The following is a 13,588-nucleotide window of genomic DNA, read 5'->3' as shown; positions in this document are numbered from 1 at the left end:
TTTAATCTACTGTGGTCCATCTCCACCCCGTCACCTCCGGCATATCTTTGCCATGTTCACGGATATAATCATGGTGCTTGCCCAATAGCTTATCCATTTCCACTTCAAAATCCTGTGCTTCAAATCCATATACCATTCTAGCTGCATCTTTTGCTAAACTAAATCTGTCCAACTCGTTTAAAACGCGCATATCAAATGGAGTTGTTACTGCACCATTTTCCCTATAACCATGAATGGAGATAGGGTGAATCGGTCTGTCAAAGAAAATATCTCTAATTAATCCTTCGTAACTATGATAAGCAAATAAAACAGGTTTATCTGGAGTGAAATATGCATCAAATTCACTGTCTGTTAAACCATGAGAATCGATTTTCTGATGACGTAACTTGAACAAATCAACTACGTTAATAAAACGAATACGCATTTCCGGAAAATATTCTTTAAGAATTGTAACAGCAGCTAAAGATTCTAGATTCGGCTCCGTGCCAGCAGCAACCATTATAATATCAGGTTCTTCATCTTGATCTGTACTGGCCCAATCAATTTTTTTCAAGCCGTTTTCTACTAATTCTTCTGCTTCATCAGCTGAATAGAATTGCGGACGCGGATGTTTACTAGAGACAATCAGATTGATTTTTTGTGTAGAACTTAACACTTTTGACATTACAGCCATCAAAGTATTTGCGTCAGATGGATAATAGGCGCGAATATATTCTGGCTTTTTCTCAGCCAGATGGGTAACTATTCCCGGATCCTGATGGGTATAACCATTGTGGTCCTGCTGGTACACAGAAGAAGATGCGATGATATTCAGTGAGGGATAGTCTCTTCGCCACTCTAACTCATCCGCTTTTCTGATCCATTTAAAATGCTGTGTCAGCATAGAATCCACTATTCTCAAGAAGCCTTCATAACTTACGAAGAATCCATGACGTCCAGTTAAAACATATCCTTCCAGCCAGCCTTCTGCCTGGTTTTCTGACAACTGAGAATCAATCACTCTTCCTGACGTACCCATTGATGCATCATTTGGCTCATGTGTAGGTTCCATCCATTGACGATCAGTCACTTCCAGCACTGCATTCAACCGGTTTGAATTAAGTTCATCTACACTGAAAATTCGGAAGTGATCTGAACTGTTGGCGACAATATCTCGACTATACTTCCCAAACTCTGTCATATCCTGTTTTTTTTCTGCTCCAGGTGTTTCTATTGAAACAGCGTATTCTTTCCAGTTTAGTACATCTAGTGGTTTAGGATTAATTCCGCCATTCGTAATTGGATTAGCAGACATTCTACTTTTACCTTTTGGTGCAATAGATTGAATACTTTCTTTTAATTTCCCATTTTCATCGAATAATTCTTCCGGTCTATAAGACTTCATCCAGTTAACTAAAGCATCACTATGTTCCAAGTTACTTTGTTCAACTGGAATAGGAATTTGGTGAGATCTGAAGGAGTCTTCAATCGGTTTGTTATCCCAGAATTTCGGCCCTGTCCAACCTTTAGGTGTTCGCAGTATAAATACAGGCCAAGTTGGCATTGCAAGTTTGGTTTCCTGATTATCTCTGGCAGACTTTTGAATCATCTGGATCTTTTCAATTGCTTCATCCAGTTTTTCTGCCATTTCCGGATGCAGTTTTCCAGCATCGTCTCCTTCAACAAATATAGGATCCCAGCCTAATCCTTTAAAATACTGAGTCAGTTCTTTATCTGTTTTTCTTGAAAGAATTGTTGGATTCGCGATTTTGTATCCATTTAAACAAAGTATTGGAAGCACTGCACCGTCTTTTCTAGGATTGATAAACACGTTAGAGAACCAAGAAGTTGCCAAAGCTCCCGTTTCCGCTTCACCATCTCCTATCGTTACAGCAGCAATCACTTCTGGATTATCCAGTATTGCGCCTGTAGCATGTGACAAGGCATATCCTAATTCTCCACCTTCATGTATAGATCCCGGTGTTTCTGGTGCTGCATGTGACCCAATTCCACCCGGGAAGGAAAATTGTTTGAACAGCTTCTGCATTCCGTATTCATCTTGAGATATTTCAGGATAGATTTCTGAATAAGTCCCGTCTAAGTAGGCATTTGATACCATAACTTGTCCGCCATGACCGGGACCTTCAATGAAAAACATATTCAAATTATATTTATTGATGACACGATTCAAATGAGCATACACAAAATTCTGTCCCGGGATGGTACCCCAGTGACCAATTGGATTCACTTTAACATCTGATGACTTTAGTTCAGTCTTAAGTAAAGGATTATCTTTTAAGAATAATTGACCAACTGATAAATAATTAGCTGCTCGCCACCAAGCATCTACTTTGTTTAAATAGTCTCTTGATGAAAAATCTTGTAATTTTTCCATGACCATTCTCCTCGTATTATAAGTTTATAGTTTCACTATACTGCTACAAGAAAGCAAGTAACAAATAAAGTGATTTACTAATCTACTTTGAGAGCCAATGTTTATTAAATTATTGTCTGTTAATTCTTCTTAACTAATAAACGACCTTTTAATTAAAACCTTTATGGAATTTTTACTTGCAATGTTTTCTGCCTATTTCATGTGGTATGATAATAGAGGTGAATTTTTAAAGAATGGAAGGAGATAAGATGTCAGTGATTGTATTAGCTGGTATGATTGGAGCGGGTAAGAGCACATATACTACGTTCATTTCAGAAGAATTTAAAAGTAAAGCTTTTTATGAACAGGTGGTAGAAAACCCGATTCTTGAAAATTTTTATGCAGATCCCCAAAGATGGGCCTTTTCATTACAGATTTTCTTTTTGAATACTCGGTTCAGAAGTATTAAACAAGCATTAGTTCATAGACATAATGTACTCGATCGATCAATTTATGAGGATGCTCTTTTTACTAAAATCAATTATGAAGAAGGAAATATGAGCGAAGCGGAAATGATATTATACACAGACCTACTGGATAATATGATGGAAGAATTGCAGGATATTCCTAAAAAAGCCCCTGATTTGCTGATTTACCTAAGAGGTTCTCTTGATACTCATTTAGAAAGAATAAAGAAAAGAGGTCGTCCTTTCGAACAGGTCGAAGGAAATTCCGGATTATTAGATTATTATACGAAGTTGCATAGTCGCTACGATGACTGGTTCAATGCATACGATAAAAGTCCGACATTGGTGATTGATATTGATTCAGTTGACTTGGAACGAGAAGAAGATAGAATAAAGGTAATGAAAGAAATCAAAAATGCTTTAAAGACGCATTCAATTTAACCTTAGTTATATAGGGGGAAGGTATATGGTTAAAACAATCTTCTATTCTGAAGTTTTATATGATAATTGGTCTTTTTATATTGCCGCTACTGAAAATGGATTGGTGTATGTAGGATCTTCTCCACAAACTTTTGATGAGCTTAAAAGTTGGGTGAACAATTTGACTTTTAATACAGATCTGATTAGAGATGACAATAAACTCGCTCGATATATTAGTCAATTCGAAGAATACTTAGCAAACCGGCGAAAAAATTTTACCTTTCCAGTTGAATTGTTCGGAACACCATTCCAAATTGAAGTATGGAAAAAACTATTGACCATCCCTTATGGTGAAACAACGACTTATAGCGAAATTGCTATTGCACTAAATAGAAAGCCAGGACACTCACGAGCAGTCGGTACAGCAATCGGTAAAAATCCATTACAAATCGTTTATCCTTGCCACCGGGTCGGACCAAAAGTCGGAGCTCCTAAAGGGTTTCGCGGGGGCTTACCAATGAAGAAAGCATTACTCTCCCTAGAAGGTATAAAATAAAAAAGAATCCGGCCATCAAAATTCTTTGAAATTTTGATGGCCGGATTCTTTTTTTATTGATACAAGGCGATAAATCCTAATAGGTTATTTAGCATATGATAAACAATACCAGCCTCTACACTTCTAGTTTGTTTCGCAGCATAAGCGAACTGGAAACCCATTCCGATATATGAGAATGCACTAGGAATATCAGTAGGAACATGGATCAATCCAAATAAAACAGAACTGACAATTACAGCTAACCAAGATGCTTCTAAGGAATTATGACGGAACAGAATCAACCCTCGAAATAGCCATTCTTCAGCAATTGGTGCAGCAATAACAACCATCAAAAACATCAGCAATATTGGTGTTGATCCAACAAGCTCTTCTATTCCCTGTTGATTAATAGCCTCTGCTTCACCAAATATGGATGTAAGTATATAATTTCCCAATATATATATAACATATGAGACAGGAATATACCATGAAAGAAATCGCCAATCCTTTTTACTTAAACCGGGTATAACTTTCCATTCATCTTTAGTTAACTGTTTTCGGTTAACCAAAGGGATTTTCCTCCAGATAATCACTATAGTCAAAAATACTAGCCCCATTACTGTTCCAAGTGATGAACCTAAATTAATGACTGGTTCTAAAGCACTCATAAGTTCAGTTTCTGAAGCAAAGTTCTGAATTACATCTCTATTTACTATGATGACATAAAAAGTAAGCAGAAAAGTTACTACTATTTGCATAACTATGGGCGACAATACCCACATCAGAGCTTGCTCTCTCTTCAAAATTTTTCTTAACGGATATCCTTCAAAAACTTTCATATTTAATCTCCAATCTAGTATGTACGTATGTACGTATGTAATCTTTCTCAAGAATACCAAAATGATGATTTAAAAGATAGCATAAATTGTAATAAAAAAGCACCGAAAAAATTTCGATGCTTTTATTACATGAGTAAATATTAAACAGAATAATTTGGCGCTTCTTTTGTGATATGCACGTCATGCGGGTGAGACTCTCTTAATCCTGCACCTGACATTTGAATAAATTGAGCATTTTCTCTTAGCTCTTTCAAATTGGCAGCTCCAACGTATCCCATTCCCGAACGTAGTCCTCCGGTTAATTGGAAAAGGATATCTTGAACACTCCCTTTATAAGCCACCCGACCTTCAATTCCTTCTGGGACTAATTTATTTGATTCTGTCTTATTATCTTGGAAGTAACGATCACTAGAGCCTTTTTTCATCGCGCCAAGACTGCCCATGCCTCGGTAAGTTTTGAAACGACGACCTTGATAAATTTCAAATTCTCCTGGTGATTCATCCGTCCCTGCAAGCATACTTCCAAGCATTACAGCATGACCTCCAGCAGCAAGAGCTTTAGCAATATCTCCTGAATATTTGATTCCACCATCAGCAATTATAGGTTTGCCATATTCGCGTGCAACTGAAGCTGCATCGTAAATAGCAGTAATCTGTGGAACTCCAACTCCAGCAACTACTCTAGTTGTACAAATCGAGCCCGGACCAATTCCAACTTTCACTACATCTGCACCGGCCTCAAACAGTGCTCTGGTACCTTCTGAAGTAGCCACATTTCCTGCAACGAGTGTAACAGTTGGAAAAGCTTCACGAATTTTTTTCATTTCTCTTAAAACACCTGCACTATGACCGTGAGCTGTATCCACAACGATTAGATCAACACCAGCATCGATCAAGGCCTGGGCACGTTCAAACGTATCTTTAGTAATACCTACAGCTGCACCAGCTAGTAAACGTCCATGCTTGTCTTTAGCCGCTTTCGGGAACTGAGTGATTTTTTCTATATCTTTAATAGTAATTAAACCGCTCAACCATCCATTAGCATCAACCAAAGGTAATTTCTCTATTTTATGTTCTTTAAGTAGAAGTTCCGCTTCTTCTAAAGACGTTCCTACAGGAGCCGTAACAAGATTTTCTTTTGTCATTACATCCTGTATCTGTCCAGACATATCCGTAATGAATCTCATATCCCGATTTGTTAAGATCCCAACGAATTTTCTATTTTCCATCGTTTCTACAATCGGCACTCCACTAATACGATACTTAGACATTAACGCTTCCGCTTCGGATACCAAATTTTCTGGAGTTAAAAAAAATGGATCAATAATTACACCGGATTCAGATCGTTTAACTTTACGCACTTCATCAGCTTGCTGTTCGATCGTCATGTTTTTATGAATTACACCAAGGCCTCCCTGGCGCGCCATTCCAATAGCCATTCCAGAAGCGGTTACAGTATCCATACTCGCACTTAGTATTGGTAGATTTAATTTCACAGATTCTGAAAGTTCTACTTGCAAGTCAACTTCATTTGGCAAAACATGGCTTTCTGCCGGTAACAGTAATACATCATCAAACGTATATCCTTTTTTATTGAATTTTGTTTCCCAATTGCCCATTTTTTCTCCTCCATTTTGTGATTACAGCTGATGCTGCCGTAATTTTTAATTATAAAATTACCACCCATATCTAACAACGTCAATACTAGGATTCGTCTTGTAAGAACTTTCTCATAAAGCAGAACTAAAAAACTATTGATAACGCTTAATTAACGAATGATACGTCTGAAAAAAATACAATTGTAAAGATTTTACCTCGCATTACTTAGGCTGACTGCACTATGATTTTATAAAAAACCTCTAAAGACTAATCGTCTCTAGAGGTTTTAAGAAATAATTTAAAATAAGGTTCCTTGAATACTCAATCTGCGTTTCAAGTAAATTTTTGCTCCAATTGCTACGACACCGATGATAACAGATATAGTTGGTGATAACATAGGATTTATACTGCTTGGAAAAGCACCTAAAGTCATTAACAAAACAAATCCTATCATAACTCCAGAGGTAGCTAGAATATATTTCAAAAATCCACCTTTTTGCCCTGGAACAGGTGCATATTTTGCAATGACCATTAAAGCCAGACCACCAATGGCAAATGCAAGAAAAGCCATAAACAATCTCATTGTAGCAGCTTGATCTGTAAATAAGCTGATTAATCCAGTAATTCCTGTATAAGCTCCCCCGGCTGTCAAGGCACCATCCAGATAGATTTTCCAAGTTTCTGAACGTACAGTTTCTCCTTGTTCACCAGCAGTTTGATTCTCTGTCAGATAGTTTGCTTGATCTGTGACAGTTCCATAGATGCGACGAGCTGTTAGATGCTGACTTTGTTGTTTGATGATATTTTTCAACATATCATTATAAATGATTGTCTTCCGTTCTTCTGGTACGCCGTGATCATCTAAGCTGCGATTCAGCTTAACCATATACTCTCGATTTTTATTCGTCAACTGTTCATATAATTTCGTATTTTCTTCTTTTTTCGCTAAAAGTTCCGCTGCTTTGTCAGGTTGCTCAGGAGCTTCTTTATTATTTTTATTGAACAAACGATTTTTCTCCTTTCTGATATAAATTTTTATACATTGAATCTGAACAAAATGACATCGCCATCTTGCACCACATATTCTTTTCCTTCTGAACGTAATTTCCCAGCTTCTCTTGCTGCTTTTTCACTGCCTAATGCATCATAATCTGCATAAGCAATCGTTTCTGCTCGAATAAAACCATGTTCAAAGTCACTATGAATAACACCGGCAGTTTGAGGAGCTTTCATCCCTTTGCGGAATGTCCAGGCACGAACTTCTTTTTCGCCCGCAGTGAAGAATGTCGCTAAACCTAATAGATCGTATGAAGAACGAATCAATTTATCTAATCCGGGTTCTTCCACACCTAGATCTTCTAAAAACATAGCTTTTTCTTCATCATCTAGTTCTGCAATTTCTTCTTCGATCGCTGCAGAAATTGTTACAACCTCCGCACCTTCTTCGTTTGCTATACTTCTAACGACTTCTAAGTGTTTATTACCTTCTGCGTTTGCAATATCTTCTTCTGCGACATTAGCTACATACAGTACAGGCTTGCTTGTTAATAAGAATAATGACTTGACGATTGGTAGTTCTTCCGGTGTGAAATCAAGCATTCTAACTGGTTTGCCTTCTTCCAGAACAGGTTTGATTTTGTCAAGAACTGTAAGCATTTCAAGAGCATCTTTATCTTTTGACTTAGCTTGCTTTTTCACACGGTCATAACGTTTTTCTACAGAATCCAAGTCTGCAAGTGCTAACTCTAAATTGATTGTTTCAATATCATCGGCTGGACTAACCGCTCCTGAAACATGTGTAATATTTTCATCATCAAAACATCGAACAACATGACAAATCGCATCCACTTCGCGAATATTTGCCAAGAATTTGTTCCCTAAGCCTTCTCCTTTGCTCGCACCCTTTACAATTCCTGCGATATCTGTGAATTCAAAAGTAGTAGGAACAACTTTCTGTGGTTTAACGAGTTCTGCTAATCTTTCAAGTCTTTTATCTGGTACTTCTACGATTCCTACGTTTGGATCAATGGTTGCAAACGGATAATTCGCTGCTTCTGCACCAGCTTTTGTTATGGCATTAAATAACGTTGATTTCCCTACATTTGGTAAACCGACGATTCCTGCTGTTAAAGGCATTTCAGTATTCACCTTTCCTTGCTTTCATGATTTTAAAATAATTTGAATGAAATAGTGCTGACGTCTTTTAAATATCTGACTAACCTATTTCGTCTGCTTTTTTGAGTACTTTTTTCATTTTCCTCTCGAACTCTCTTCGAGGCATGAGGACTAACTGGCCACATCCGACGCATTTAATCCGAATATCAGCACCCAGTCGAATGATTTCCCAACGGTTCACTCCACAGGGATGTTTTTTCTTCATCTCAACTACATCATGCAGTTCATATGACTTCTCCACAATCCTCACTCCCTACTTTTACTCAAATTCGATATCCAAATCTTCTAAAATACGATTCAAATCATCTTGAGAAACGTATTCGATTTCGATTTTTCCTTTTTTACCTTTTTCTCGAATCACAACACTTGTTCCAAATTTATCTGTTAACAGCTCTTCAGAGCGACGGATATAAATTGATTTATCTGCATCAACTTGCTTTTTCTTTTCTATTTTCGGCTTCTGATTTGCTTCTGCGACTAGATGTTCTAACTGCCTTACAGTTAGTCCTTCTTTTACCGTCCGTCTAGCAAATTTAGTCAGTTTTTTCTTATCTTTTAGACCAAGTAGTGTTCTAGCCTGACCGTTTGAAAGTTTATTTTCTTGGAGCAGATTTTTAACTTCTGTGGGCAAAGTTAGTAGTCGTAAGTGGTTTGCAATATAAGAACGACTTTTCCCTAGTTTTTCTGCAACCTTTTCTTGAGTCATAGAAAGTTTTTCCATCATCATATTATAAGCTTCTGCTTCTTCTAGCGAAGTTAAGTCTTCACGCTGTAAGTTTTCTAAAATAGCAACCTGCATCATGACTTCTTCATTCAATTCTCTTATGATTGCTGGGATTGTTTCTTTTTCAGCAATTTTAGACGCTCTAAAGCGACGTTCTCCAGCTATAATTTCGTACCCTTTGACTGAAGACTGGCGCAATATAATTGGCTGCAATACCCCAGATACGCTGATTGATTTTGCCAATTCATTCAGTGCACTTTCGTCAAAATGTCTTCTTGGCTGATAAGGATTGGGACGTATCTCTTCAAGAGAGATCAATTCTACACGTTCATCGTCCCCACTAACTTCATTTTCAAAATCAGGCACATCAAACAACGCATCAATGCCTCGCCCTAAGCCTTTCTTTTTATTTACCATTCAGCATCACTTCCTTCGCTAACTCTTGGTAAACCTCTGCACCTTTTGAGCGCAGATCGTAATCAATGATCGACAAGCCATAACTCGGCGCTTCTGACAAACGAATATTTCTGGGAATAATGGTCGTATAAACTTTTTCACGGAAGTATTTTTTTACTTCATTAACAACTTCAAAACCTAGATTGGTTCTAGCATCGAGCATCGTCAATAAAACGCCTTCTACTTTCAGTTCTTTGTTGAAATGTTTCTGGACTAATCGAACAGTATTGAGCAGCTGGCTTAATCCTTCTAATGCATAATATTCACATTGTACCGGAATCAAGACTGAATCACTGGCAGTAAACGCATTGATCGTCAAATGACCTAGTGAAGGTGGACAATCTATAAAAACGTAATCATAAATATCGTCCAGTGTCTCGATCGCACTTTTCAATCTAGTTTCTCTCGCCATCAGACTTGTCAATTCTACTTCGGCTCCTGCTAATTGTATAGTCGCGGGTACAATTGACAAGTTTTCTCTGCTTGTTGGTAAAATGACGTCTTCCAATGGTACTTCGTTGATCAATACATCATAAATGTCTTTATCCACTTCACCTTTACGAATGCCTAATCCACTTGTAGCATTCCCTTGAGCATCCATATCTATCAACAATATTCTTTTCCCTGCATATGCAAGTGATGCTCCCAAATTAACGGTTGTAGTCGTTTTACCTACACCACCTTTTTGGTTCGCAACGGCAATGATCTGAGCCATGTGAATCCTCCCGATTCTTTATATATTATATAGGTTGTTTATTTGGTGTTCCTGGTTTTCTTGGATACTTATTGGGTGTTTCTTTCTTTTTATCAATCAGAATAATGTGTCTTTCTCCTGATCCTTTAGGCAATTCAAAAGAAAAGTCTTTTCTGAATTTACCGCCTAAAGTAGTAATTGCTTTATTGGCAGCTTTCATTTCTTCAGGTGCGTGCGCAGCTTTCATAGCAATAAAGACACCATCTTTTTTCAAAAGGGGCAAGCATAATTCAGCCAGCACACTCATTCGCGCTACCGCTCTAGCAGTTACGAAATCATAGGTTGCTCTATACAACTTGTTCTGTCCAAACGTCTCTGCCCTATCATGACAAAGCGTGACACCGGATAGATTAAGCTTATCAACAATAATTTCTAAAAAACCGATTCTTTTTTTCAGTGAATCAACAATTGTAACCTCAAGTTCAGGGTAAAGTATTTTCAGGGGGATACTGGGAAAACCAGCACCTGAGCCTACATCGCATAAGCTGTGGACCCCTTTACTAAAATCTACATATAACCCTGCAGTTAAAGAATCGTAAAAGTGTTTCAAGTAAACTTCTTCTCGTTCAGTTATTGCAGTTAAATTAATTTTTTGATTCCATTCTTGTAGTAATTCTAAATAAAGTTTATATTGAGTCATCTTATCGTCAGTAATCGGTAGACCAAGACGTTCTAACTCGGCTTTAAATTCCTCTGGATTCATAACCAAAAACTCCTTTTATTTCAACTCGTGAAACAGCTTTTGTTTCACAAAGTCACTCTCTTCACTTTATACTAAATCACCTATAAATACAATGCTTTATGAGCAATTGTTTCATGAAATTAATAAAAAATATAAGACTATTTCTCAAATAAGATTCCTCTTCTACAAGCTTACGAAATTAATAGAAAAAAACCATTTAGCATGATTATGCTAAATGGTTTTTTCTATTATACATATATTACTAGGTTGGGCCAGTCCCAATCAGCCAGATACCTGTAGTCGAATAATCTCCTGCATAAGCAGCTGGTGTTGAAGATACTTGTACTGCAAACATCAACGCCAATGTGATTAAAGCAATTTTCTTTTTCAACTAAAGCAGCTCCTTTCTTAAAATGCAATTATATTCTATCATTATTATAGCAAAATTCAGCCATAAAATGTATAATTTTCTTAAACGCTAATTGATAAAAGAGGATATTTATGAATAATTTTGATGGTAAGAAACTATCTCTCAATCATTTACCCGGAAAACTACTTCGAAAAATACGAGAATCAAAAGGATATACTCAAAAGTATGTTGCACAAGGTATCCTTAGACAATCAACTTATTCAAAAATAGAAAGAGAAGAAGCGGAACCTGCTGCTTCCAAACTCTTTGCTATATTGGATCGTTTAGAAATGACTGTGGAAGAATTTTTATTTATACAAGAAAAATATACTTATTCCAGAAAAGGTAAAATTCTTTATTCGTTTGTAAATCAAAAATATAATGTCCCTGATGAATTGGAAAAACTAAAAAAAGAAGCGGATGATTACTTAACTGAATTTGAAGATACCGTCGTAAAAGATATTCAATCTATTTATGAATCGCTAATTGTTTTTGGAAGAACACATGATATCAAACTTGCAAGAAAGTATGTTCAGCCAGTCTGGGATAGGATTGAAGCGTTTGATGAATGGAGATTGACTGAAATCTATTTAGTCAATAATATTATGTTTTTTTTCAATGCAGATACTGCAATCTATATTTCCAGCCGAGCAATCGATCAACTAAAAAAATACGAAGGATTCAACACTAGTGCAAAATTAAGGTATAACTTGAAATTCAATCTAGTTTATCTATTTATGGATAGTAAAAATTACGATAAGGCACTAACCGCTCTTGAAAACTTAATTCCTTATACCAAGGAATTAAAAAAACATGATATGCTAGCTGTTTGTTATGCTAGAAAAGGTGTATCCCTGATTAAATCCGGTGATGAAAAAGGAGAAGAATGGATTAGTAAGGGATTAAATATTCTAGATATCATTGAGGAATACGAACTGAAAAATTTACTTAAAGAAGAAATACATTCATTCATAAATTAAGTTCACCCTCTTTTTATCGACTGATTATCTAGGGGGGTGGAGGCAAAACAGAATTAAACCGAACAATTTGTTCCCTTTTTTATATGTTCTATACCATTATATGACTATTTTCCGAGTTTGGAAAAAGTTTGTAGTATACTGTGTTCAAGTTACGAGATCAAGGCTTAACTCCTATCTATTTTCTCCTTGCTAAAGCCGACTGAATCGATCCGTAGCAAAACAATAGACCTCTACCGTAGTTCATATATTGCCTCTCAACTTTATATGAACAACCCCAATTATAAGTCCTTACTTGAAAAAGTGCGGACTTATTTTTGTGTTCTAAAATCTCTTTTTTGATTTATTTTCTGTAGTCTCTATAATTCCTTTATTATTTTTGTTTATTGTTTTTCTATTCTATTGTGTATCTGTTTATTCTTAACTTAATTAAGCAGAATATAAAAACAGCCATTTTTACCTATATATTATTCAAAAAACCTTAATAAAATAGCGCTTTATTATGTATTTTCCCTAAGATTTTCTTTTTTTCCTCTCTCGAAATAGATAAAATATTTTACTTAGTTGAGTATTTTTTTATTTTATGTATACTGAAGTGAATCAAGAATTATCTACACAGAAAATTCATTTATTCATCACAGCTTTTTCATTATTCGAGGACATTTTTATCTAATTTAAAAATCAATGTCCGGGAGGGGTATTCAACTCGTATGTGGCAATATAAACAGTTAGAAGAATTGAGCGCAAAAGATCTTCATTTAATTTTAAAAGAAAGAACAAAAGTATTTGTAGTAGAGCAAGCTGCTGCCTATCAGGAAGTAGATGATATTGATCTACGTGCCACACACCTAGTAAAACGGTGTAAAGATACAGTGCATGCGTATTGCCGTGTTTATTTACAAGATGGAAAGGTACGAATCGGTCGTGTACTTGTTCCCGAACACTGCAGAAATGTAGGTCATGGAAGAGAATTAATGCAAGTGGCCTTAAATTATATAACCGTTCGCTATCCTAAAAGAGAAGTTCAAATCCAAGCAGAAGCTTATTTGAAAGACTTTTATGAGTCTTTCGGTTTCGAACTTATTTCAGATATTTATTACGAAGACGATATTGCGCATTACGATATGCTTTATAGAAATCAGCAGCAGGTAGAGGCGCAAAGCCTAAAATCAGTAAACGTTTCTAAATAACTTCAACC

The 13,588-nt window shown here is 36.3% G+C and carries 13 protein-coding genes; 4 read left to right on the top strand and 9 right to left on the bottom strand.

The window, feature by feature from the left end; translation table 11 throughout:
- Position 1: 1 nt before the first annotated feature.
- Entirely contained in the window at positions 2-2,374 is a 2,373-nt protein-coding gene (locus BKP56_RS03950; RefSeq protein ID WP_072693806.1) for a phosphoketolase family protein, read from the bottom strand.
- Positions 2,375-2,607: 233 nt separating this feature from the next.
- Between BKP56_RS03950 and BKP56_RS03945 the strand changes: the two genes are divergently transcribed.
- Entirely contained in the window at positions 2,608-3,261 is a 654-nt protein-coding gene (locus BKP56_RS03945; RefSeq protein ID WP_072693805.1) for a deoxynucleoside kinase, read from the top strand.
- A gap of 25 nt (positions 3,262-3,286) precedes the next feature.
- Complete coding sequence (locus BKP56_RS03940; protein WP_072693804.1) at positions 3,287-3,796, top strand: methylated-DNA--[protein]-cysteine S-methyltransferase; 510 nt, start codon at positions 3,287-3,289, stop codon at positions 3,794-3,796.
- A gap of 53 nt (positions 3,797-3,849) precedes the next feature.
- Here the strand turns inward: BKP56_RS03940 and BKP56_RS03935 are convergent, their stop codons facing one another.
- The 8 genes from BKP56_RS03935 to rsmG form a co-directional block, all read right to left on the bottom strand.
- A complete protein-coding gene (locus BKP56_RS03935) occupies positions 3,850-4,614 on the bottom strand; it encodes a CPBP family intramembrane glutamic endopeptidase (protein WP_072693803.1) in 765 nt (254 codons plus the stop codon).
- Positions 4,615-4,754: 140 nt separating this feature from the next.
- The gene (guaB, locus tag BKP56_RS03930; protein ID WP_072693802.1) at positions 4,755-6,233 is read right to left on the bottom strand and encodes an IMP dehydrogenase; all 1,479 of its coding nucleotides are present in this window, start codon (positions 6,231-6,233) and stop codon (positions 4,755-4,757) included.
- Positions 6,234-6,511: 278 nt separating this feature from the next.
- The gene (locus BKP56_RS03925; protein ID WP_072693801.1) at positions 6,512-7,219 is read right to left on the bottom strand and encodes a DUF1129 domain-containing protein; all 708 of its coding nucleotides are present in this window, start codon (positions 7,217-7,219) and stop codon (positions 6,512-6,514) included.
- 29 nt (positions 7,220-7,248) lie between these two features.
- Positions 7,249-8,349, bottom strand: a complete 1,101-nt coding sequence (gene ychF / locus BKP56_RS03920) for a redox-regulated ATPase YchF (RefSeq protein ID WP_072693800.1) — start codon at positions 8,347-8,349, stop codon at positions 7,249-7,251.
- Between the two features lie 79 nt (positions 8,350-8,428).
- Complete coding sequence (locus BKP56_RS03915; RefSeq protein ID WP_232226955.1) at positions 8,429-8,593, bottom strand: DUF951 domain-containing protein; 165 nt, start codon at positions 8,591-8,593, stop codon at positions 8,429-8,431.
- 54 nt (positions 8,594-8,647) lie between these two features.
- Positions 8,648-9,529, bottom strand: a complete 882-nt coding sequence (locus BKP56_RS03910; RefSeq protein WP_072693798.1) for a ParB/RepB/Spo0J family partition protein — start codon at positions 9,527-9,529, stop codon at positions 8,648-8,650.
- Positions 9,519-10,283 (bottom strand): ParA family protein, encoded by a 765-nt coding sequence (locus BKP56_RS03905; RefSeq protein WP_072693797.1) that lies wholly within the window; start codon positions 10,281-10,283, stop codon positions 9,519-9,521. Before BKP56_RS03905 ends, BKP56_RS03910 begins: the two co-directional genes overlap by 11 nt.
- A gap of 25 nt (positions 10,284-10,308) precedes the next feature.
- Positions 10,309-11,025: a 16S rRNA (guanine(527)-N(7))-methyltransferase RsmG gene (rsmG, locus tag BKP56_RS03900; protein WP_072693796.1), complete on the bottom strand. Its 717-nt coding sequence runs from the start codon at positions 11,023-11,025 to the stop codon at positions 10,309-10,311.
- A 480-nt stretch (positions 11,026-11,505) separates the two neighbouring features.
- On the opposite strand from rsmG, the gene BKP56_RS03895 reads away from it, so the two are divergent.
- Together BKP56_RS03895 and BKP56_RS03890 are read left to right on the top strand one after the other, a co-directional pair.
- On the top strand, positions 11,506-12,393 hold the full coding sequence (locus tag BKP56_RS03895; protein ID WP_072693795.1) for a helix-turn-helix domain-containing protein: 888 nt from the start codon (positions 11,506-11,508) through the stop codon (positions 12,391-12,393).
- A gap of 707 nt (positions 12,394-13,100) precedes the next feature.
- Positions 13,101-13,580, top strand: a complete 480-nt coding sequence (locus BKP56_RS03890; RefSeq protein WP_072693794.1) for a GNAT family N-acetyltransferase — start codon at positions 13,101-13,103, stop codon at positions 13,578-13,580.
- Positions 13,581-13,588: the final 8 nt, after the last annotated feature.

The organism is Marinilactibacillus sp. 15R, assembly GCF_001895285.1.
Taxonomy (GTDB): Bacteria; Bacillota; Bacilli; order Lactobacillales; family Carnobacteriaceae_A; genus Marinilactibacillus; species Marinilactibacillus piezotolerans.
Note: the sequence above shows the minus strand (reverse complement) of the source record. Positions and strands in the feature narration are given on the sequence as shown.